Genomic DNA, 21,430 nt, shown 5'->3' with positions numbered 1-21,430 from the left:
AAAAATTATCCTCAGTCCTGCAATTCGGTCTGGCGTTCGACAGGGTCGATCAGCACGGCTTTCTGCTGGCGCACCAACAGATCGAGAATTTCATCCTGGCGCTCGCCGAGAATGCCGTTGAAGCTGATCCCGCTGGACTTGGTCGGCGCCAGCATCGACACGCGATACAGCTCGACACTCAGCGGCGAGTCGATCGACAGCGGGCCGCTGCCATTGGCCGCCAGCTCGCCGCCGACGACGATCAGCGAGACCTGCGCGTCGAACGGGTCGAGCTTGATGTCACGGTCGGTGTCGGTCAGGTCCTTGATGTGGCCGTAGATACCGGTCAGGCCGTTGGTCATGGCGACGTTTTCGTAGAGGCGGATGTTCACGCTGTTACGAATACGAATGCCGTGACGGGTATTGCTGATGACCTTGTTGCCCCACAGCAGGTTGTCGGCGGACTCGTAGAGCGTGATGCCGTCGGTGTGGTTCTTGTAGATCTCGTTGTAGGCAATGATGTTGTTGACGCTGTTACGGTCGATCACCAGGCCCGACAATTTGTTGTCGAAACTCTTGTTGTTGAAGATGAAGCTGTCGTTGACCTCACGGGAAATGATGATCCCGTGCTTCTTCTTCGTGCCGTGAACGGTGTTCTCGGCAATGATCAGACGGTGCGAGCGGTCATGCGGGTCGATGCCGTAGACGATGTTGTCTTTGTAGGTGTTGCCCTTGACCACAAAGTCGCTGGTTTCGTAGCAGTAGAAGCCGTACCACATGTCCGAGAACTCGGAGCCGACGATCCAGCCGGTCGGTTCCGGGCGCTTGAGGACCTTGGCCATGTTCGGCGTGTACTGGGAAATACTCACCCCGTACGACTTACTGTTGGCGTAACCGAAACTGGCCATCTTGCTGTTGACGATGTAGGTCTCGGTGCCGCCCCAGGCGAGCAGGAACGGACGGAATTCCTTCGGCGAACGGAAGGTTGCCGGGCCGTTGTCCTTCTCGCGCCAGCCGGTGACTTTGGTGTCACGCACGAACAGTTTGCCGTCATTGACCAGGAACGAACCGGCCTCTTGGGACAGGCGCAGTTCCTGGGTCTGACCGTCGATTTCGAGGATGCCTTTCTCGCCGACCACGATCGGCAATTTGGCTAGGTACACGCCCGGGGACGTCTCGCTGAAATACTGCTTGGGCAGTTTTTTCGCCAGATCCTTGAGGTTCATGTAGCCGTCGTCGATGAAGATCGCCTGCGGAATGCCGTGCTGACGCACGACCCATTCGGCCATCTTGTTATCGCCGCCGATGAAGTCCTTCAGGGCGTTTTCCTGCATCATCCGGCGCACACTGATCTTGCCCGGTTTGCTGCGCACGATCTTCGCGGCAGCGGCTTCGGCGGTGAAGCCGGACAGGTCGGGCAGTGTCGGCTTGGCCAGTTTCAGTGCGTCGGTCGGCGCGCTGCTGACGGTGTAGGTCTTGGCCTGTTGCAGTTCCTTGGCCACGGTCGCAGGTTTCGCCGGTTCAACATTGGCGAAGGCGCCGGCGCTGGCCAGCAGCATCGCGCCGGCCAGCAGGCTGAGTGAGCCTGTTCTGGTGCTGATCATGTCGGGCACTCCCTTGGCGGTTTGCATCAGAAGCGCCAGATCACGTCAATGAATGCGCGGTGCATGTAGGAATCAACCTGGCTGCCATAGGCGTCGCCCGGTTTGAACACACCGCCACGGAAACGCACCAGTGCCGAAGGCTCGTCGATCGACTGGCTCAACGCCGCCGGCAACAGGCCTTGCTTGAAGTACTTGGTGACGACCAGGTCCATTTCCTGACCCAGGTCCTTGTTGCCATCTTCAAGCGGCAAGGATGTGCTGGAGAGGATCGCGCCGGTGACGTCGTCGGTGTTGTTTTCCACCGCATTGATGCCGTTGCTGCCGACCGGCTTGTTGCCGTCGACACGCCAGAACTTGTGGTAGATCAGGCTGGCGTCGTACTCGTCGTTGACCATCCACGAACCGAACAGGGTGGCGGTCTGCATGTTGTTCATTTCGCCACGGAACGCTTCGCCGAAACGGTGCACGCGCGAGCGGGTACCGGTGTAGTTGGAGCGGTTGCTCTCCAGACCGTTCTGTTCGTAATCGGCACTGGCGCGGGCGTAGGCACCGCCGACTTGCCACTGCGGATCGAGGCGCAGACGCACGCCGACATCGGCTGCCCAGCCGCTGATGTCATCGCTGCGCTTGGCTTGTGTCGGGCGCGTGCCGTCGGCGTTCAGCGCGTTGACCGTGTCGCGGTCGCCGCTCATGCCGGTGATGCTGCCCCAGTAGTTGACGGTGTTGGTGTTGCGCCAGTTGTAGGCGTCGCTGTCAGCGGTCAGGCCGATCCAGCTGATGTCGCCGTTCTCGGTCTTGTCCAGCGAGTCGCGCGGGACGCCCGGCTCGGCGTAATCGAGTTTGCCGTCATCGTGAGTGTGGTGGCCGCGAATGCCGACCCACTGGCCCGGTGTCCACTGGTAAGCAGCGTCGGCGTAGGCGTGCAGGCGATCCTTGTCTTTCGGCGCCAGCTCTTTCAAGTCGGTGCGGTATTCGCTGAAACGCTCGGCAACACCGGCATTGGCCCGCAGCAGGGTGGTGTCGAAGGTCCAGTTCAGCGCTTCGATGTTGGTGTCACGCCATTGGCCGTCGTCATTGCGCAGACGCTGGCGACCGAACTTGAGCATCTCGCCTGGGTACGGGGTGAGGCCGCTGTAGCCGACCCAGAACTCGCGCATCGCCAGGTAGTTCTTCTTGGTTTTGCGATCACTGTTGTCGGTGGCTTGTTCGCCGTCGGATTGTTGCAGGGTGTCGGTCTCGATGATGTCGGTCGAGGTCACCGCCTGACCCATCGCGTAGGCGCTCCACGCGCCGCTTTCGCCGTAGATCCACGGACGCAGGTCGAGGCCCACGCCATTGACGTCACCGCCGCCGGCAGTGCCGAGGTCACGGTCGTCTTCGGACTGGCCGGTGAGTTTCACTTCCAGACCGAAGTTCTTGGTTTCAGTCATCGCAGCCAGTGTCGGGCAAGACCAGATCAGCGCGAAGGTGAGGCCAATACCGGCCTTCACGAATGGGTTCAGCTTCATAGTTTTTCCTCGCCGTCTTCTTCTTGCAGGGCGTGCAGTTGCAGCGTGTTCGAGTTCAGGGCGCCACGGCTGGCCTGTTCCTGTTGCAACAGGCGGCGGGCTTCGGGCAGGCGCTCGGGCGGCAATTGCGCCTCGAGTGTCGCTGCCAGTTCATCGGCTTGCGGGGTGTTCTGCGCCTTGGCCAGTTGGCTGAATACGTAGGCGTTCAGCGGGTCGGGCTTGGTACCCTTGCCTTGGGAAAACAACTGGGCGATGGCGAAGTCGGCACTGTTCTGGCCGTTGCGCGCAGCGGTCAGCAGGTGGTCCAGAGCCTTCTGCGGATAGACCTTGCCCAGGTAGCCACGACGGTAGATCTGGCCGAGGTAGTAGTCGGCGGCGACTTCGCGGCCAACGGCTTTCTGGAAGTGTTCCTCGGCGACTTTCGCATCGGCCGGGACCATTTTGCCTTCGTAGTAGACCTTGCCCAGCAGCAGTTCGGCGCGCGGCTGGTCGGCGGCGCGACCGTTGTCCAGGTACTTCATCATCTGGTCGACGTCGCCCAGTTCGGGGAAGTCGTAAAGCAGTTGGGCGAGGGTGACCCACGATGCCGGGTAGCCCGGAGCGATCGGCTCGAGCAGCGCCTGCGCGGTTTTTTCGTCAGTCTTGCCCAGGGTCGAATCGGCCAGCACGCGGGCTACTGAGTCGACACGCTGCGCGGTGACGGTGCCACGGCTGTAACCGGCCTGCATCTGCTTGATCAGCTCGGCCTGTTGGTCCGCCTGGCCACGTTTCTGGTAGACGGTGGCCAGTTCGACGTAGCAGATGTCAGTGGTGTTGAGCGCGGCCTTGCAGATCTTTTCCACGTCATCCAGATGCTGGTCGTAAGTGCCTTGGGTGCGATACAGCAGCACCTGCGCCAGACCCGCTTCCGGGTAGCCCGACTTGCGCCACTGATCGATCTGCTGCTGCGCGTTGATGTTGGGGAAGCTGTGCGGGTATTGCAGGTACAGCATCGCCAGCGGGATCAACGTGTTGCCTTCGCCATTGGCGGCGGCTTTTTTCAGCAGGGTTTCGGCTTCGTGGTGCTCGGCTTCGGTGGAGCCCGGCTTGGCCACCAGCAGACGACCGAGACGTGCCTGGGCACGCGGCGACACGCTGGCCGCTGCGCGGTAAGTCGCCTCGGCCTGTTTCATCTGCGCCGGGTCACGGCTGTCGACCTGGATATCGGCCAGGCCGACTTGCGCCTCGCTGTAACCCAGATCGGCCAGTTGCTGGTAATTCTGCGCAGCGGTGGCGGTGTCGCCACGCTTGAGCGCTTCGTTGGCCAGACGCTGATCGGGCAGCCCGGCGCAACCGGCCAGAGAAACTGCCAGTGCCAGCGAGCACACCATCAATCCCATGTGGGAGCGAGCCTGCTCGCGAAGCAGTCGACTCGGTACTTCAGACAAACCGCGCTGGCCCTTTCGCGAGCAGGCTCGCTCCCACAGGGTCGGCGGTGTGTTCAAGTTATGCGTAGTCACAGGCATGTCCTCGACTTAAAGACCGGCAGCCATGGCTTTGTCGATCAGCCAGTTCAGGTTCGGGCCACGGTCGCTGTTCACTTCAACCGGGCGGCCGGCCAGGCTGCTGTCGAGCGGCTCGTCAGGCTGGATCTGCACGCGGATGTCGGAGGACAGGTCGGCGCTCTTCAGGCTCGTGCTGCTGACGATCTTGCCGGTGCGGGTCTTGTCTTCGCCGGCGATCTGGAAGCTCACCGGGGTGCCCGGACGCACGTCGCCGAACTGGCGATAGGAGAAGCGTGCTTCAACGTTGGCCTGGGTGTTGCGCGGCACCAACTGGAAGATCACGTCGCCCTTGCTCGCGTACTGACCGTCAGCCACCAGTTGCTGGGCCACGGTGCAGTCGCACGGCGAAGTCAGGGTGCCGGTCATTTGCTTGCCGAACAGTTCTTCAACCTTGGCCGGGGCCAGTTGGTCTTCGGCCAGATGGCCCTTGAGCACGTCGAGCATGCTGGTGCTGAAGGTCGCCAGCGGTGCGCCTTTGGCGGCAACGCCGTCGGACTTGACCAGGCTCTGTACGGTGCCGTCACGCGGCATGGTGATGTTCATCCCCGGCACGCTGACCAGACCGGCCTGGGCGTGGCTGACGAAGTACATGCCGTACACCGACTTGAAGATGAAACCGGCGGCGACCAGACCAACAGCGAAAATACCGGCGCTGAAGGTCACGGCTTTCAGGCGGCCGAACGGGGTCATGCCGGTGTCGTTGGTCTTGTTCTTGCGCGCCTTGGTGAAGTTGTCGCGCTGCAGGGTCGCCAGCACTTCGCCGATGCTGACGATGTCGCCGGCCAGGTGCGAAGTGATCAGGTGGCGCAGGGTGGAAATGTCCTGCGGCTCGAGGTTCTGGAACTGGCAGCCGGCGCGGCCGGTGGCGCGGTCAAAGGAACGCACCTGCAGTTCAACGTCCATGGCCAGGCCGAGGTTGTCGATGACAAATTGCAGACGCGCCTTGTACACCTCGCCGATGGTCAGCGGCATCTGCCCGGCGTTGAACGCCAGACCGCCAGCCGACAGATCGAGGACCCGCGCTTCGAGCGGAGTCCGGTCAGGGCCGAAGAAACGCAGCTTGGCCGGGATTTTCACGCGAGCGTGCTGGCGCTGGGCTTCGGATTCATGCACTACGTTGACGTTGACGGCGGTATTCATAGGGGCGATTTCCTTGTTAATTCAATAGGAGCGGGTCAGACCATCATCAGCAGCACGGCGACAAAAATGCTGCCGGCGGAGAAGGTCATGGTCCGAGACGACCAGGTGTTGAACCAACGTTGAAAGCTGGCGAGATCACGGGTCAGGGATGTGGGCTGGCGAGTCCAGGATTGTTGGTCGAGGCGGAAGAACACGTAGATCTTCACCAGGGCGCCAACGATCTGGTTGTAATACAGAATCGCCGGGTAAGCAGGGCCGATGCGGTGACCGGAACACGACAGCAACAGCGTCAGGATCAGGCGGGTGATACCGATCCACAGCAGGTACACGAGGATGAACGCGGTGCCGTACTTGAAGCTGGCGATCAGTGCGACGGTCAGGCCGAGCAGCGAAGTCCACATCGACACGCGCTGGTCGAACAGCACCACCGAGGTGAACGCGCCGAGGCGGCGGATACCCAGACCCAGTGCACGCGAGTTCTGGCGCAGGTTGTTGCCGTACCAGCGGAACATCAGCTTGCGGCTGGCCTTGATGAAGCTCTTTTCCGGCGGATGTTCAACGGTGTTGATCGCGGCATCCGGCACGTAGAAGGTGTCGTAACCCAGGCGCATCAGGCTGAACCAGCTCGACTTGTCGTCGCCGGTCAGGAACTTGAAGCGGCCCAGACGCCAGTGTTGCAGCGAGTCGCTTTCAACGTCGGCGATGAACTCCGGATTGGTCACCACGGAGGCTTTGAACACCGACATCCGACCGGTCATGGTCAGTACGCGCTTGGACAGGGCCATCGAGCACATGTTGATGTGGCGCTGGGCGAAACGCAGCTTGTGCCATTCGCTCATGATGTAACCGCCGCGCACTTCGCAGAACTCGTTGGTGGTCAGGCCGCCGACATTGCCGAACAGCTGGAACCACGGCACGGTCTTGCGCACGACGCCTTCGCCGAGCACGGTGTCGCCGTCGATCACGGCCACCACGGCACGGTCGTCCGGCAGGTGACGGGAGATCGCGCGGAAACCGAAGGCCAGACCATCGCGCTTGCCGGTGCCGGGAATTCGTACGAAGTCGAGCTTGACCCGCTCCGGCGGATTCATCCGTGCCCACAGCGCCTTGACCAGCAGCTCGTCGGACATTTCCACGATCGAGCAGACAATGGTGGTCGGCAGTTCGCAGTCGATGGCTTCGCGGATCACCGAGCTGTAGACCTGCGCGGTTGTCAGCGCGTCAATACGAAAGCTGGTGACCATCAGAAACACATGCGACGGATCGGCCGCTTTACCCAGCTTGCGTACTTTGCGACGCAGGTGCGGGTAAACGATGTAGAGAAAAATCATGCCGCGCACAAAGTGCGTTGCACCCATCGAGTAGCGCCAGATACCCACGGCGCCAATCAGGAAAATGAAGTCCTTCGACTCGGAGTCGAATGTGGACGTGGGCAGCATCAAGGCCAGGCCCATCAGCAGACTGAGATAAAAAAGCCAGCCGGCTGATTGCAGAAAAAAATGTTTGAGCTTGGTCATAACCGTCATCCGAAGGTGATGGAGGCTTCAAGCCGCAAGCGTGTTGCTTTTGCTTGCGGCTTGAAGCTTGAGGCTTGCCTTACCAGCAAATGCCTTCGGTGCGGCTACCGGCGCTGGTGGCCTTGGACATGAAGCCCACCAGGTCGATGACTTGCTTGCCCTGCGGCGCTTCCTGGGCCAGCGAACGGAATTTCTCGTCGCGGTTGCCGAGGATGATCACGTCGGAGTTATCGATCACCGAGTCGAAGTCGGAGTTGAGCAGGGACGATACGTGCGGAATCTTCGATTCGATGTAGTCCTTGTTCGCACCGTGGACACGGGCGTATTCGACGTTGCTGTCGTAGATGCTCAGGTCGTAACCCTTGCCGATCAGCATTTCCGCCAGTTCGACCAGCGGGCTTTCGCGCAGGTCGTCGGTGCCGGCCTTGAAGCTCAGACCGAGCAGGGCGACTTTGCGTTTTTCATGGCTTTCAACGATGTCGAAAGCGTTCTGCACTTGCGATTCGTTACTGCGCATCAGCGAGTTGAGCAGCGGTGCTTCGACGTCCAGGGAACCGGCGCGGTAGGTCAGCGCACGTACGTCTTTGGGCAGGCACGAACCGCCGAAGGCGAAGCCCGGGCGCATGTAGTACTGGGACAGGTTCAGAGTCTTGTCCTGGCAAACCACTTCCATCACTTCACGACCATCGACGCCGACCGCTTTGGCGATGTTGCCGATCTCGTTGGCGAAGGTCACTTTGGTCGCGTGCCAGACGTTGCAGGTGTACTTGATCATCTCGGCAACGGCGATGTCCTTGCGGATGATCGGGGCGTCGAGTTCTTCGTACAGCGATTGCAGAACGTCGCCCGAGGCGGTATCGAACTCGCCGATAACGGTCATCGGTGGCTGATCGTAGTCAGCGATGGCGGTGGATTCGCGGAGGAATTCCGGGTTGACCGCAACGCCGAAATCGACGCCGGCTTTCTTGCCGGAGCAGTCTTCCAGAATCGGGATGACCACGTTGGCCACGGTGCCTGGCAACACGGTGCTGCGCACGACGATGGTGTGGCGGGTGGTTTTTTCACGCAGGACAAAACCGATCTCGCGGCACACGGCCTCGATGTAGTTCAGTTCCAGGTCGCCGTTCTTTTTGCTTGGCGTGCCGACGCAGATCATCGACAGGTCGGTATCACGAATCGCCTCGGCGAAGTTGGTCGTGCCGCGCAGACGACCGGTCTGGATACCCTGTTGCAACAGTTCACCCAGGCCCGGTTCAACGATCGGCGATTTGCCGGCGTTAATCATGTCGATCTTGTCTTTGGCAACATCGACGCCAACTACGTCATGGCCCCGTGCAGACAGGCAACCGGCACATACTGCGCCAACGTAACCCAAACCAAATATGCTGATGCGCATCGCAATTACCTCTGTATATATCAGGCCTTAGAAGGCCGGAGTTAATGGTGTTCAGCGGTCACTAGTGCACTCGGAAGTGCGGCTTACAGGCGCCACAATGCCGTGTGCAGGCATACAAAGTTCCGAGTGTCTAATAAGTGCACTCAAGATGTGCGCAACTAGGCCTTGTTGTTATGACTTGCCCTGTTATGCAGCCGATCTTCCGTGCGGGAAGACTCTAGTGCAGTCGTGTAGCCTGCTCGACGTCCGGTAGGGGGCCGGTAAATCAAGCAGTTAGGTGCTCAGGCGAGCACGTTTATAGGGGCGCGGCCTTGGCCTTTGTAGGGGATATTAATGGTGCGTATCTCCTGTCCTTCGATTGTTTTGAGACTAGTTAGTCACTCAGGCAAGTTGCTGTGACAACTTGGTTACATGGCTATCAGCTCTGCGTAAGTTATCTCGTACAAACTCGGCGAGAATCGTTACCGGTGGTATGAGCAACGCATTTGGACATAGTTCCAGCCCGCTCATCGTGCCAGCCGAAATTTTTTGAAATATTGATGAAGATGGCACTGGGTGCAAATTGATAGCACTAACGATTTCGCCCTTTAGTTATCGGGGTGAAACCGGGGTCGATAGTTTTGTGCCACTACGGGTAAAAAATTTAGGTGCCACTACTGAAAAAAAACTTCAGTGTCGAGTGAAACTAAAATTAGAAAATAGAGTGTGGTTTTATTGGCGCCATGAATTTGGCGATATGTCGCAGGGGGATTTTGACTTCGGGCGGACTGCACGACTCTGGAGGAAAAGAGTCGTGCAAAGGGCATGCTTTATTCCGGGGCGTGGTCGCGCAAAAACACCAGATTGTCAGGTTTCGATTGTTCGGCGCTGTAGCGATAACCCTGTACATCAAATTGCTTGAGCTGAGCCGGGTCGTTGATGCGTTCCTGGATCACAAAACGGCTCATCAGGCCGCGCGCTTTCTTCGCGTAGAAACTGATGATCTTGTACTGGCCGTTCTTCTGATCCTTGAACTCGGTATTGATGATCCGCGCCTTCAACGCGCTGCGCTTGACCGCAGAAAAGTATTCGTTGGATGCAAGGTTGAGCAGTACGTCATCGCCCTGATCGGCCAGCGCTTCATTCAGCCACTCGCTGATGCGCGTACCCCAGAACGCATACAGATCCTTGCCACGGCCGTTGGCCAGTTTGGTGCCCATTTCCAGGCGATAGGGTTGCATCAGGTCCAGCGGCCGCAGCAGGCCATAAAGGCCGGAGAGCATGCGCAAATGCTTTTGCGCGTAATCGAATTGCGCTTCGCTGAAGGACTGCGCATCCAGGCCGGTGTACACGTCACCCTTGAAGGCGAGCAGGGCCTGCTTGGCGTTTTCCGGGGTGAAGGCGGGTGTCCAGCTGCCGAAACGCGCGGCGTTGAGGCCACCGATCTTGTCGGACACGTGCATCAACTCGCTGATCTGCGCCGGACTCAGCTCGCGCAACTGCTGGATCAATTCCTGGGAATGGTCGAGGTACTGCGGCTGGGTAAAGCGCTGGGTCGCCGGCGGTGTTTCGTAGTCGAGGGTCTTGGCGGGGGAAATCACCATCAGCATGAAGTCGTCTCCTTTAATCGTGGGGGCGATTCTAGGGGGTTGTCCGGGTTGACTCCAGCTATCAAGCCCATAGGTGATCGACGGCTTAACTCAAACCCCTTGTAGGAGCGAGCCTGCTCGCGAAAGCGGATTCACATGATCGTTCCCACGCTCCGCGTGGGAATGCAGCCCTTGACGCTCTGCGTCACAGTCGTCTGACGCGGAGCGTCCGGGGAGGCGTTACCACGCAGAGCGTGGGAACGATCATCCGTGGCTGAGGGGAATAGGACAGGATCAGCTATAGTGCCGCGCGGGTTTTGTTATGGAGACATCCCTTTGCGCATTGTTCTTTTATTCACCGCGTGGCTGCTGAGCTTCGGCGCCATGGCGGCGCCCGGTGATGCGGCGACGCTGGATCGCACGACCTGGCCGGAGCAGCTCAGCAACCCGACCCTGTTCGACGTCGCGTCGCGGGCGGAAATCCTCATGTTCGCTCGCGGCCTGCTCGGCACCGAGTCCATCGACGAGGCGGCACTGGCCCAGCGCCTGGGCCTGCGCACGGTCAATATCGATGCGGTCAATCAGCTGCGCCAGCGCCTCTGGCAGCGCTTGCTCGCCAACTACAACCACGCCCAGCAAAGCTGCGATCAGGACGCCTCGTTCTGCTTCCTCGTCGAAGACCTGCCGACCCTGCGCGAGCAGGCGGCCAAGTTCGTCGTCAGCGACGACAGCTATTACACCAAGTGGGCCGAGCCGAGCCGGATCTTCCATTTGCAGTACCTCGACGAGCTGATGCGCAAGGCCGCGCTGTCACCGCAAACCAGTAACGAATTCGATCGTTTCGGCGACTACGAGCGCAACGGCGACGACATGCACGACCGGCTGTTTCTGCTGACGTTCGACAGCGCCGCCAACGTGCAACCGGACAACACCGACTGGCTGACCGAATACCTGCGAAAATCTAATCTGAGCGGGACATTCTTTGTACTGGGCAAGGATATTCAGGCGCGACTCGCTGGCCGTTCGGTCAGCAGCCTGCAGGCGAGTTTCTCCCGGCAGTGCGTTGGCGTGCAGGGCTGGGAGTTCCGCTCTCACAGCCATTGGCAGGACTGGCAGGATTCGGTGCGGCGCAGCGCCGATCTGGTGAAGAACAAACTGCCGGAAAACTACGTGCCGCTGTTCCGTCCGCCGGATGGCCAGCGCCGCAGTGACGCACAAGGTTTCTTCAATAGCCAGGGCCTGCAAGTGGCGCTGTGGGACATCGATGCCCAGGACGGTGCCGGCAAACTCAAAGGCCCTGCAAGCGCGCAGCGGGTGCTGACCCTGATGCTGCTGTGGCGGCACGGGGTGATCAATTTCAACATGAAACAGGATGCGGTGAAGACGTCCCTGCCGTGGCTGATCACCCAGACTGCGCAGAGCGGCATCGGCTGGGAAGACTGTCAGGACGCGTTTCGTTGAGAAATGAGAAAAAGCCCGTAAACATTGGGCTTTGGGTGATTTTCAGGAGGAATTCGATGCGGGCGGACTTCCGACTTTAGCGGGGTACGGGGAGTCCGCCAAGGGCTTTTCGTCACTCTGCAAAATAAACTTAAAAAAACCGTCAAAGAGCTTTTTTATGTCATCGGTTTTGGAGTATTACGAAGACAGACCGCCGAAACCTGCAACACAGGTGGCGTCTTCCCAGACTCCTATTGTGTGCAGTTCATCCAGGCCCTCGTGGATGAATTCGGCAGTCACCTCGAGGCGCAGCACTGTCACGGTATTGCGTCGAATGGCTCCCACAAAGGTGACCGAGTATGGATGATCACGGACGCAGCCCTTCCTCCAACCAGCCAATCCTGTATGTACTCGATACCAACGTATTGATTCACGATCCAAATGCCCTGCTGAATTTCGAAGAACACCACGTCGCCATCCCGATGACCGTGCTGGAAGAGCTGGACAAGCTCAAGAGCGGCCATCACAGCGTGGCCGCTGAATGCCGTCAGGCGATCCGCCTGATCGACAAGACCCTGGGCGATGCGTCCCCCGAGGACGTCGAACTGGGCGTGCCGATCCAGCGCGGCAAGGGCGGGCCAAAGGGCTTGCTGTCAATTCTGATGAGCAAGCAGGCCGAGTCGAACCTGATTCTGCCCGAGCATCTGAACGACAACAAAATCATCAACCAACTGATTGATCTGCATACCCGCGATCCGCAAAAACCGGTGGTGCTGGTCACCAAAGACATCAACATGCGCCTCAAGGCGCGCGCCTGTGGGATCGACGCCGAGGACTACAGCACCGACCAATTGGTCGATGACGTGTCCCTGCTGCCCAACGGCTACCACAACATGACCGGCTCCTTCTGGGACCGCGTGAGCAAGGTCGAAACCCGTCAGGACCACGGCCGCACCTGGCATCAGGTACAACTGATCGACAACCTGCCGGCCGTGCACATCAACGAGTTCATCATCGACGAGCAGGGCTTTGTCGGCTGGATCAAGGAAATCCAGGAAGACCGCCTGCTGATCCTCGACCTGCACCAGGAGCCACTGCTGCATCAGGAGGCCTGGGGCCTGAAGCCGCGCGACATCTATCAGAGTCTGGCGCTGTACGCGTTGCTTGACCCGGAAATTCATCTGGTCAACCTGTCCGGCGCCGCCGGTTCCGGTAAAACCATTCTGGCGCTGGCCGCTGCCATCGAGCAGACCATGGTCAGCAAACGTTATCGCCGCATCATCGCCACCCGCAGCGTGCAGGGTCTGGACCAGGAAATCGGCTTCCTGCCCGGCACCGAAGCGGAAAAAATGGAGCCTTGGCTGGGCGCCATCACCGACAACCTCGAAGCCTTGCACATGGATGACGAAAACACCCATGGCAGCGTCGACTACATCCTCAGCAAAGTGCCGTTGCAGTTCAAATCGCTCAACTACATTCGCGGTCGCAGCTTCCAGCAGAGCCTGATCCTGATCGACGAATGCCAGAACCTCACGCCGCACCAGATGAAAACCATCATCACCCGTGCCGGCGCCGGTTCCAAAGTGGTGTGCCTGGGCAACCTGGCGCAGATCGACACCCCTTACCTGTCCGCGACCAGCTCCGGGCTGACCTACCTGACCGAACGTTTCAAGGACTTCCCCAACGGTGTGCACATCACCCTGCAAGGGGTGCCTCGCTCGATCCTGGCCGAATACGCCGAATCGCATCTGTAACCTTTCACCCAGAACCGGGCGGCCCTTAAAGCCGCCCGGTTTTTTTATGGATAAATGAATATCTCCTGTGGGAGCGAGCCTGCTCGCGAATGCGGTGTATCAGTCGACATCTATAGTGAATCTGAATCCGCTTTCGCGAGCAGGCTCGCTCCCACAGGGGGCAACGGTGATTTCATAATCAGTGATGCGGATATCTGACCCACAGGTTTACAATCCACGCTCCTGATCAGGAGTAATCCCGTGCTGACTCATCTCGATTCCCAAGGTCGCGCCAACATGGTCGACGTCACTGAAAAAGCCGTGACGTTCCGTGAAGCGACCGCTCAAGCGCTGGTGCGCATGCTCCCCGCAACCTTGCAGATGATCGTCAGCGGCGGTCATCCCAAGGGTGATGTGTTCGCCGTGGCGCGCATTGCCGGAATTCAGGCGGCGAAGAAGACCAGCGATCTGATTCCCCTGTGCCACCCGCTGATGCTCACCGGCGTCAAAGTCGAACTCAGCGCCGAAGGCGATGACAGCGTGCGTATCGTCGCCCGCTGCAAGCTGTCCGGGCAGACCGGCGTCGAGATGGAAGCGCTGACCGCCGCCAGCGTCGCCGCCCTGACCATTTACGACATGTGCAAAGCCGTCGACCGGGGCATGACCATCGAAAGCGTGCGTCTGCTGGAGAAAGTCGGCGGCAAGAGCGGCCACTTCCAGGCGGAGCAGCCATGAAACTGACCGTGAAATTTTTTGCCCGCTACCGTGAAGCGCTGGGCGTGGATTCGGTTGCGGTTGAAGGCGATTTCGCCACCGTCGATGACGTTCGGGCACTGTTGGCAGAACGTGATGGCGCCGAAGTGCTGAGCGAGCAGAACCTGATGTGCGCACGCAACGAAGACCTCTGCCAGCTCGACGAGCCAGTTGTCGATGGTGATGAAGTGGCGTTTTTCCCCACCGTGACCGGAGGCTGAGCATGGCGATTCGCGTGCAGGCCACGCCGTTCGATCCGGGCGCTGAAGTCAATGCGATGCACGCGGCCAATGTCGGTGTGGGCGCGGTGGTGAGCTTTGTCGGTTACGTGCGCGACTTCAACGACGGGCTCGACGTGGCCGGGATGTTCCTTGAGCACTATCCGGGCATGACCGAAAAAGCCCTCGGCAAGATCGCCGTCGAAGCCGAGCAGCGCTGGCCGCTGTTGAAACTGGAAGTGCTGCACCGCATCGGCGCGCTGGAGCCGGGCGAGCCGATCGTATTCGTCGGTGCCGCCAGCGCCCATCGCCAGGCCGCGTTCGACGCCTGCGCCTTCGTCATGGACTACCTGAAAACCCGCGCGCCGTTCTGGAAAAAAGAAAACACCAGTGACGGCCCGCGTTGGGTCGAAGGGCGTGACAGTGATCATGCGGCTGCGGATCGCTGGAAGAAGTAGTTTCTGTAGCGCCCTCCGGTCAGTCTTCGCGAGCAGGCTCGCTCCCACAATTGGAAAGCGTTCCCCTGTGGGAGCGAGCCTGCTCGCGAAGGCGTCATCTGTGACACCGAAAATCCTTCCCTCTCTACCCGATTGACGATTTGTACCTGAGAGTCCAGTATGGATTTCCAAGTACAAAAAAGCTTCTGTCTTGCAGCTATCAGCTTGCCGCTTGTAGCTGCTCTTCTTCGCCAAACCAACAACAACCCGCGAGAGAACGAACATGAAGAAACTTCCCCTCATCACCGGTCTGGCTCTCAGTCTGCTGGCCTGCTCCAGCGTCTTCGCCGCCGAGAAAACCCTGCGTATCGGCATCGAAGCGGCCTATCCGCCGTTCGCGTCGAAAACCGATAAAGGTGAAATCGTCGGTTTCGACTACGACATCGGCAATGCCCTGTGTGCGCAGATGAAGGTCAAGTGCGTGTGGGTTGAAGGTGAGTTCGACGGGCTGATTCCTTCGCTGAAAGTGAAGAAGATCGACATGGCGCTGTCGTCGATGACCATCAACGAAGATCGCAAGAAGTCGGTGGATTTCAGCCACAAGTACTATTTCACTTCTTCGCGTCTGGTCATGAAGGAAGGCGCGACGGTGGATGATCAGTACGCCAGCCTCAAAGGCAAGAACGTCGGCGTGCAGCGCGCGACCACCACCGATCGTTATGCCACCGAGGTGTTCGAACCCAAGGGCATCAACGTCAAGCGCTACAGCAACAACGAAGAAATCTACATGGACCTGGCGGCGGGGCGCCTCGATGCGATTTTCGCCGACACCATCCCGCTCAATGACTTTCTGTCGATGCCGCGTGGCAAGGGTTATGAGTTTGTCGGGCCGGAGCTGAAGGATCCGAAGTACGTCGGCGAGGGTGCGGGGATTGCCGTGCGCAAGGGCAACGGTGAACTGGTCAGCCAGTTGAACCGCGCCATCGACGGGATTCGCGCGAATGGCGAGTATCAGAAGATTTCCGAGAAGTATTTCAAGACCGATATCTACGGCGATTGATCAAGCGCTTTCGCGAGCAGGCTCGCTCCCACAGGGGTAACGCATTCCAAATGTGGGAGCGAGCCTGCTCGCGAAGAGGCCAGCGCTAGCGATGCAAATCTTCAGCCCTTCAATTCCTTCAAATGTTTGTACACCGTCGCCCGCCCCATGTTCAGCACATTGGCCACGTAGTTCGAGGCGCTCTTGCCCTTGAACGCGCCCTCGGCGTGCAGCGCCAGCACCAGTTCGCGTTTGTGATCGCGGGTCAGCAGGTTCAGGCTCAACTGCCGCTCGCGCAACCAGGCGTGGAGGAAGGTGTTGATGCGTTCCTGCCAGTCATCACGGAACAGTGAGTCCGGCTGCGGAATCAGTTTGCTCGGCGAGAGAAACAGGTCCAGCGCCGCTTTGGCGTTCTCGAACAGGGAAATATTCAGATTGATGCACAGCACCGCCAGCGGCCGACTTTCGCTGTCACGCAGCACGGTGCTCAGGCTGCGAATTTTCTGACCGTCCCAGTTGAGCTTTTCGTACGGGCCGATGTTCCTGTCGCTGACATCCTCGCTGAGCATGTCTTCCAGTGACGAGTCGTCGCCGATCTCGCGCTTGGACAGGTTGTTGGCGATGTAGTCGACCTTCTGCGTGCGCAGGTCGTGCAGCACCACCTCGGCATGTGGAAAGAACAGCGTGGCGATGGCGTCGGCGATGGCGCGGAAGTTATCCAGCGCCGGGTCGAATTCAGGGGCAGTCATGACAGTGGAGCTCCAGGCAGCGTCAGCGCCCCTTGTGCCGGGGCGCTGCGAGTGTGCCGCAATCTTTTGGACGAGTCGATGCGATCAAGCCAGTCGGGCCGGGGAGAGCATGGCGCTGTCCAGGCCGAATTGATGCAGGTGCTCGGGGAATGGCTCGCCGCGCACCAGCGCCGCACTGGCCTGGCCCATCGCCGGCGACGTCTGAATGCCGTAACCGCCCTGCGCGGCGACCCAGAACAGCCCTGGCACCTGCGGATCAAAGCCGCTGAGCAAATCACCGTCGGCAACGAAACTGCGCAGACCGGCCCAGGTGCGGGTCGGACGGCGGATGGTCAGCGTGGTGGCCTCTTCGATCTGATAAATGCCCATGGCGATGTCGAGTTCTTCCGGCTGCACATCGTGCGGTTCGACCGGATCGGCGTTGGCGGGCGAGCCGAGGAACATGCCGGCGTCGGGCTTCATGTAGAAGGATTCGTCGAGGCTGACCAGCATTGGCCAATGATGAGTGTCCACGCCTTCCGGGCCGGCAAAGATAAATGCGGCGCGGCGTTTCGCTTGCAGACCCAGCGGCTGCGCACCGGCCAGGGCAGCGATCTTGTCGGCCCACGCACCGGCGGCGTTGATAAGCACCGGTGCGCTGAACGTCTCGCCATTGGTCTGCACGATCCACACGCCATCGGCATCGCGGCTCAAGCCGAGCACTTCGCAATCGGTGCGCACTTCGCCGTGGTTGCGCCGGATGCCGCGCAGGTAGCCTTGATGCAGCGCGTCGGTGTCGATGTCGCAGGCCGATGGGTCGTAGATCGCGCCGTGGACTTTTTCCCGGCGCAGGATCGGCAGACGCGCGCAGGCTTCGTCGGCGCTGAGCAGTTGCATCTGCGGCACGGTGGCTTTGGCGCTGAGGTATTGATTGTTCAGTTCGGCGGGATCACCGATGAAGTCGACGGTCATTTCGCCGCGCGGAGTCAGCAGCGGGTGCTCGCAAAAGCCGCTCGGAGGACTGTCGAAAAACGCGCGGCTCGCCTGAGTCAGTGCGCGGACCTGTGCGGTGCCGTAGGCGGCGGTGTACAGCGCGGCGGAGCGACCGGTGGAGTGATAGCCGGGATGGGTTTCACGCTCGAGCACGATCACTTTGCCGTGCGGCGCCAGCCAGAACCCGGTGGAAGCGCCGGCAATCCCGCCGCCGATGATGATGAAATCTGCGTGGTTCATGTAGGTCTCCAGTGGGTACGCAATATCAAGGCGTTCGCTAGTCCCTTGTGGGAGCGAGCCTGCTCGCGAAAGCGGTGTATCAGTCGACATCTTCGCTGAATGTCAGACCGCATTCGCGAGCAGGCTCGCTCCCACAGGGGATTTTTGGCGTTAGTGGGTTAAGTGATAAACCGCATTGGCGAGGGCAATGTCTTCCAGGCCCAAGCCGATTGAACGGAAGAACACGTGACGGTCGTAACCCGGGCGCGGCACTTTTTCGCTGAGCAAGTCGGCGAGGTCGCCGACAATCGAATCCTTGTTCCAGCCATGCTGTTCGGCGGCAATCAGCATCTCACCTGCCGAACCCGGCGTGGTCAGACGATAGTCGCAGAACACCTGCATGTCGTTGAGACTTTGCGGCGGTACTTCATGGGCGCGGGGGGCGTTGGTGCTGATCGAGGTGATCAGCGCCGGTTTGCTTAACGTTGCAGGATCAATCACCGGCCCGGCCGACGAGGTGCAGAGCATGATCACATCCGCATCGGCGGTGACGGTCTCAAGGCTGTCGGCAATCTTCACTGACGGCACAATGCACTTCAACTCGGCCTGTGTTTGCGCATCTTCCAGCAGCGACGGCGAATACAGGCTGATGCTCTTCCAGTCGCGCAGCGCTTTGGCGTAATGCAGATGCGCTTGAGCAACCTTGCCGCTGCCGATGATCGCCAGTCGCTGGGCATTCAACGGGGCGAGGGCGTCGACCGCCACGGCCGTGGTCGCGGCGGTGCGCGCGGTGGTCAGTTCGCCGGCATCGCAGAGCAGCAGCGGCTGACCGGTTTTCGTCGACATCAGCAGGGTCCACGCCGTCACCAGCGCACCCTGCTCACGGACGATGTACGGCGAAGTCTTCACTCCGTACACGCCGTCCTCGGCCAGCACGCCCAGATAATTGATGAAGTCGCCGGCACCCTGCGGAAACTCGACCCATTGCTGCGCCGGCTGCACGGCGTTCCCGGCCGCCAGATCGCGGAACAGCTTGCGCAGGATTTGCGGAACATCGATACGCGCCAACAGCTCATGGGCCTGGGCTTGATCGATCACATAGGGCGTACTGGACATTTCGCGCTCCAAAACTAAACTTATTTTTCCATTATGGACTTTTAGTTCTGGTGAGCAACCATCGGGCATAAAAAAAGCGCAGTCCGTTTCCGGCTGCGCTTTTTCATATGGCGGGGCTTACTGTGGACGCTTGCGCTCAACCGCACGCAGCAGATGCGTCGGCGGGGTTTCACAGCTGATCTTGCGACCAAGCTTTTCTTCGATCGACGGCAACTGGTAGGAGTCGTCCTCGCCGGCAAAGCTGATCGACACGCCATCGGCGCCGGCACGACCGGTACGGCCAATGCGGTGCACGTAGTCGTCCGGGACTTCCGGCAGCGTGAAGTTGATCACGTGGCTGATGCCGTCGATGTGGATGCCGCGACCGGCGACATCGGTGGCCACCAGCACGCGGATCTTGCCTTCGCGAAAACCTTCCAGAGTCTTGATGCGCTTGTGCTGCGGCACATCACCGGAGAGTTGCGCGGCGTTGATGCCGTCACGCACCAGACGCTCTTCGATGCGGCGTACTTCGTCCTTGCGGTTGGCAAACACGATGACCCGCTCCCAACCGTTATCGTTGACCAGGTTGTAGAGCAGCTTGTATTTGTCGGCAGCGGCCACGGCGTAGATGTGCTGCTCGACGTTCTCGTTGGCGACGTTGGTGATTTCGATTTCGACAATCGCCGGGTCGGTGGTCCATTGCTTGGCCAGATTCATCACGTCTTCGGTGAAGGTCGCGGAGAACAGCAGGGTCTGGCGCTCGGACTTCGGCGGGGTCTGGCGAATGATCTGCCGTACCTGCGGGATGAAACCCATGTCGAGCATGCGGTCAGCTTCGTCCAGGACCATCACTTCGACCATGTCCAGGTGCACATCGCCGCGCTGGTTGAAGTCGAGCAAGCGGCCCGGCGTGGCGACGAGGATGTCGCAATGCCGCGCTTCGAGGTGCTTGAGCTGTTTGTCGAAGTCCATGCCGCCGACGAACGTCATGACATTGAGGCCGGTGTATTTGGTCAGGTCAGCGGCGTCCTTGGCGATCTGCACCACCAGTTCGCGGGTCGGCGCGATGATCAGCGCACGCGGCTCGCCCATATAGCGCTCTTTCGGCGGCGGCGTCTGCAGCAACTGGGTGATGATCGAGATCAGGAACGCGGCGGTCTTGCCGGTGCCGGTCTGCGCGCGGCCAATGGCGTCTTTGCCGGCGAGGGTGAAGCCCAGCACCTGCGCCTGGATCGGCGTGCAGTACGGAAAGCCCAGGTCCTGGATGGCGTGCATCAGTTCCGGGGCAAGCTTGAAATCGTGAAAGCGGGTTTTGCCTTCCTGTGGCTCGACGACGAAGTCTTCGAGTTTCCATGGAATGACCGGTGCCTTGGGCTTCGGTTCGCGACGCGGTCTGGCCGGTTTCGGCGCTTCGCCGGGTGCAGGCTCTACGGCCATTGGCGCGGCCGCAGCGGGTTTTTCTTCGGGCTTCGGTGCGGCTGCGGGAGCGGGGCGGTCGGCCTGCGGGGCATCGGCGCGATGACCGGGGGCGTGCGACGGCGCACTGGGAACTGGCGCGAGCTGCTCAGCCTCGCTTTTACCGAACATTTTCTTGAGTGCTTTGAGCACGGTCATCTCATCAATTGGTTAAGGAATGTACGCCGGCCAGTGTAATGCAAGAATCGGGCGCGGCGTAGTAGGAGGGATCAATGGGCAGGGATTGGTCGACAATCAGCGCAGTCGTTCGCTCAACCAGACACCAATGTCGCGAATCTCTTCAGGTAACACTTCGTGCTCCATTGGGTATTCCTGCCATGTCACGGTGACACCATGCTTCTTCAAATGCTCGTAAGCACTGCGGCCCATCGAGTTCTGCACCACGTTATCGAACTGGCCGTGCAGCGATAGCACCGGAATGCGCTGCTGGCTGGCGGATAACTCCAGTTCGTCGCTGAATGTCGGTGCGTAAGTAGACAACGCCAGCACCCCACCCAACGGCCCCTGCCACTTCAGAAATGCGGTGTGCAGAACCACCGCGCCGCCCTGGGAAAAACCGGCGAGAAAAATCCGCGAGGCGTCTATTCCGCTGGCGCGCTCGGCTTCGATCAGTTCGATGATGCGCTCTGCCGAAGCTTCCAACTGGTCACGGTCGATCGCCCGGGCCGGGCTCATGGCCTTGATGTCGTACCAGCTGGGCATGGCATATCCGCCATTTATCGTCACTGGACGCGTCGGCGCCTGCGGCAGCACAAAACGCGTGCTCAGCAGGCTTTCCTGCAACGCCTCGGCCACCGGCAGGAAGTCGTAACGGTCGGCGCCGAGGCCGTGCAGCCAGATCACGCAGGCGTCTGCGGGCTTAACAGGCTGAAGAATCAAGGGCTCGGTCATGTCTGCTCCAAAAATGTGCGGGCGCTCTCATTGAGTGCGTGATTGAAGTGCGCGCCCGGTTGATCCGTTAACAAGATGTCGCAAGGTTACAAGTTTAGCTATTGACGTGTCGCGCAATCACTTTCGCAAGCGGTGTGGTACGGCGTTTG

General features: G+C 60.0%; 18 protein-coding genes. 6 read left to right on the top strand and 12 right to left on the bottom strand.

What is annotated here, in order from left to right; all coding sequences use genetic code 11:
- Positions 1-11: 11 nt before the first annotated feature.
- From algG to yaaA, 7 genes are all read right to left on the bottom strand, one after another.
- Entirely contained in the window at positions 12-1,583 is a 1,572-nt protein-coding gene (gene algG / locus AC0Z5Z_RS09850) for a mannuronan 5-epimerase AlgG (protein ID WP_051600606.1), read from the bottom strand.
- 26 nt (positions 1,584-1,609) lie between these two features.
- Entirely contained in the window at positions 1,610-3,091 is a 1,482-nt protein-coding gene (locus tag AC0Z5Z_RS09845) for an alginate export family protein (RefSeq protein ID WP_041479487.1), read from the bottom strand.
- The gene (algK, locus tag AC0Z5Z_RS09840; RefSeq protein ID WP_177342702.1) at positions 3,088-4,596 is read right to left on the bottom strand and encodes an alginate biosynthesis TPR repeat lipoprotein AlgK; all 1,509 of its coding nucleotides are present in this window, start codon (positions 4,594-4,596) and stop codon (positions 3,088-3,090) included. Before algK ends, AC0Z5Z_RS09845 begins: the two co-directional genes overlap by 4 nt.
- 9 nt (positions 4,597-4,605) lie before the next feature.
- Positions 4,606-5,775, bottom strand: coding sequence for an alginate biosynthesis protein Alg44 (locus AC0Z5Z_RS09835; RefSeq protein WP_024011680.1), 1,170 nt, complete (start codon positions 5,773-5,775; stop codon positions 4,606-4,608).
- 35 nt (positions 5,776-5,810) lie between these two features.
- Complete coding sequence (alg8, locus tag AC0Z5Z_RS09830) at positions 5,811-7,292, bottom strand: mannuronan synthase (RefSeq protein WP_162098720.1); 1,482 nt, start codon at positions 7,290-7,292, stop codon at positions 5,811-5,813.
- Between the two features lie 79 nt (positions 7,293-7,371).
- Positions 7,372-8,688 carry a nucleotide sugar dehydrogenase gene (locus AC0Z5Z_RS09825; RefSeq protein WP_016771595.1) on the bottom strand — a complete coding sequence of 439 codons (1,317 nt, stop codon included), beginning with the start codon at positions 8,686-8,688 and terminating at the stop codon, positions 7,372-7,374.
- A gap of 809 nt (positions 8,689-9,497) precedes the next feature.
- Positions 9,498-10,277: a peroxide stress protein YaaA gene (gene yaaA / locus AC0Z5Z_RS09820; protein ID WP_150636190.1), complete on the bottom strand. Its 780-nt coding sequence runs from the start codon at positions 10,275-10,277 to the stop codon at positions 9,498-9,500.
- A 363-nt stretch (positions 10,278-10,640) separates the two neighbouring features.
- Here yaaA and AC0Z5Z_RS09815 point away from each other — a divergent pair, with 363 nt between their 5' ends.
- The 6 genes from AC0Z5Z_RS09815 (at position 10,641) to AC0Z5Z_RS09790 (ending at position 15,897) form a co-directional block, all read left to right on the top strand.
- Complete coding sequence (locus AC0Z5Z_RS09815) at positions 10,641-11,717, top strand: polysaccharide deacetylase family protein (protein ID WP_370695134.1); 1,077 nt, start codon at positions 10,641-10,643, stop codon at positions 11,715-11,717.
- A 338-nt stretch (positions 11,718-12,055) separates the two neighbouring features.
- On the top strand, positions 12,056-13,450 hold the full coding sequence (locus AC0Z5Z_RS09810) for a PhoH family protein (RefSeq protein ID WP_485610997.1): 1,395 nt from the start codon (positions 12,056-12,058) through the stop codon (positions 13,448-13,450).
- A 240-nt stretch (positions 13,451-13,690) separates the two neighbouring features.
- Positions 13,691-14,164, top strand: a complete 474-nt coding sequence (moaC, locus tag AC0Z5Z_RS09805; protein ID WP_041479492.1) for a cyclic pyranopterin monophosphate synthase MoaC — start codon at positions 13,691-13,693, stop codon at positions 14,162-14,164.
- On the top strand, positions 14,161-14,403 hold the full coding sequence (locus tag AC0Z5Z_RS09800; protein ID WP_024011686.1) for a MoaD/ThiS family protein: 243 nt from the start codon (positions 14,161-14,163) through the stop codon (positions 14,401-14,403). Before moaC ends, AC0Z5Z_RS09800 begins: the two co-directional genes overlap by 4 nt.
- Positions 14,404-14,405: 2 nt before the next feature.
- Entirely contained in the window at positions 14,406-14,858 is a 453-nt protein-coding gene (gene moaE, locus AC0Z5Z_RS09795; RefSeq protein ID WP_016771590.1) for a molybdopterin synthase catalytic subunit MoaE, read from the top strand.
- A gap of 262 nt (positions 14,859-15,120) precedes the next feature.
- Complete coding sequence (locus AC0Z5Z_RS09790; protein ID WP_252868833.1) at positions 15,121-15,897, top strand: ABC transporter substrate-binding protein; 777 nt, start codon at positions 15,121-15,123, stop codon at positions 15,895-15,897.
- A 101-nt stretch (positions 15,898-15,998) separates the two neighbouring features.
- Here the strand turns inward: AC0Z5Z_RS09790 and AC0Z5Z_RS09785 are convergent, their stop codons facing one another.
- The 5 genes from AC0Z5Z_RS09785 to AC0Z5Z_RS09765 all read right to left on the bottom strand — a co-directional run bounded on the left by AC0Z5Z_RS09785 (position 15,999) and on the right by AC0Z5Z_RS09765 (position 21,281).
- On the bottom strand, positions 15,999-16,625 hold the full coding sequence (locus tag AC0Z5Z_RS09785; protein ID WP_016771588.1) for a helix-turn-helix transcriptional regulator: 627 nt from the start codon (positions 16,623-16,625) through the stop codon (positions 15,999-16,001).
- 84 nt (positions 16,626-16,709) lie between these two features.
- Positions 16,710-17,837 (bottom strand): NAD(P)/FAD-dependent oxidoreductase, encoded by a 1,128-nt coding sequence (locus AC0Z5Z_RS09780; protein ID WP_315435695.1) that lies wholly within the window; start codon positions 17,835-17,837, stop codon positions 16,710-16,712.
- Positions 17,838-17,987: 150 nt separating this feature from the next.
- Positions 17,988-18,932, bottom strand: coding sequence for an ornithine cyclodeaminase family protein (locus AC0Z5Z_RS09775; RefSeq protein ID WP_485610996.1), 945 nt, complete (start codon positions 18,930-18,932; stop codon positions 17,988-17,990).
- Positions 18,933-19,049: 117 nt separating this feature from the next.
- A complete protein-coding gene (gene rhlB, locus AC0Z5Z_RS09770) occupies positions 19,050-20,528 on the bottom strand; it encodes an ATP-dependent RNA helicase RhlB (protein WP_056783067.1) in 1,479 nt (492 codons plus the stop codon).
- A gap of 96 nt (positions 20,529-20,624) precedes the next feature.
- A complete protein-coding gene (locus AC0Z5Z_RS09765; RefSeq protein WP_056783069.1) occupies positions 20,625-21,281 on the bottom strand; it encodes an alpha/beta hydrolase in 657 nt (218 codons plus the stop codon).
- Between the last annotated feature and the right edge of the window lie 149 nt (positions 21,282-21,430).

It is taken from the genome of Pseudomonas sp. 1L-E-NC-VB-C3 (assembly GCF_057291535.1).
The sequence above is the reverse complement of the archived record's forward strand: the minus strand, read 5'-3'. Positions and strand labels throughout refer to the sequence as shown.

Excerpts from the sequence above, each read along its gene's own strand:
- alg8 (WP_162098720.1), bottom strand. The coding sequence starts at position 7,292 with ATGACCAAGCTCAAACATTTTTTTCTGCAATCAGCCGGCTGGCTTTTT.
- rhlB (WP_056783067.1), bottom strand. The coding sequence starts at position 20,528 with ATGACCGTGCTCAAAGCACTCAAGAAAATGTTCGGTAAAAGCGAGGCT.
- AC0Z5Z_RS09825 (WP_016771595.1), bottom strand. The coding sequence starts at position 8,688 with ATGCGCATCAGCATATTTGGTTTGGGTTACGTTGGCGCAGTATGTGCC.
- algG (WP_051600606.1), bottom strand. The coding sequence starts at position 1,583 with ATGATCAGCACCAGAACAGGCTCACTCAGCCTGCTGGCCGGCGCGATG.
- AC0Z5Z_RS09775 (WP_485610996.1), bottom strand. The coding sequence starts at position 18,932 with ATGTCCAGTACGCCCTATGTGATCGATCAAGCCCAGGCCCATGAGCTG.
- AC0Z5Z_RS09815 (WP_370695134.1), top strand. The coding sequence starts at position 10,641 with ATGGCGGCGCCCGGTGATGCGGCGACGCTGGATCGCACGACCTGGCCG.
- AC0Z5Z_RS09800 (WP_024011686.1), top strand. The coding sequence starts at position 14,161 with ATGAAACTGACCGTGAAATTTTTTGCCCGCTACCGTGAAGCGCTGGGC.
- AC0Z5Z_RS09845 (WP_041479487.1), bottom strand. The coding sequence starts at position 3,091 with ATGAAGCTGAACCCATTCGTGAAGGCCGGTATTGGCCTCACCTTCGCG.
- AC0Z5Z_RS09785 (WP_016771588.1), bottom strand. The coding sequence starts at position 16,625 with ATGACTGCCCCTGAATTCGACCCGGCGCTGGATAACTTCCGCGCCATC.
- AC0Z5Z_RS09790 (WP_252868833.1), top strand. The coding sequence starts at position 15,121 with ATGAAGAAACTTCCCCTCATCACCGGTCTGGCTCTCAGTCTGCTGGCC.
- AC0Z5Z_RS09810 (WP_485610997.1), top strand. The coding sequence starts at position 12,056 with ATGGATGATCACGGACGCAGCCCTTCCTCCAACCAGCCAATCCTGTAT.
- moaE (WP_016771590.1), top strand. The coding sequence starts at position 14,406 with ATGGCGATTCGCGTGCAGGCCACGCCGTTCGATCCGGGCGCTGAAGTC.
- yaaA (WP_150636190.1), bottom strand. The coding sequence starts at position 10,277 with ATGCTGATGGTGATTTCCCCCGCCAAGACCCTCGACTACGAAACACCG.
- AC0Z5Z_RS09765 (WP_056783069.1), bottom strand. The coding sequence starts at position 21,281 with ATGACCGAGCCCTTGATTCTTCAGCCTGTTAAGCCCGCAGACGCCTGC.
- algK (WP_177342702.1), bottom strand. The coding sequence starts at position 4,596 with ATGCCTGTGACTACGCATAACTTGAACACACCGCCGACCCTGTGGGAG.
- AC0Z5Z_RS09780 (WP_315435695.1), bottom strand. The coding sequence starts at position 17,837 with ATGAACCACGCAGATTTCATCATCATCGGCGGCGGGATTGCCGGCGCT.
- AC0Z5Z_RS09835 (WP_024011680.1), bottom strand. The coding sequence starts at position 5,775 with ATGAATACCGCCGTCAACGTCAACGTAGTGCATGAATCCGAAGCCCAG.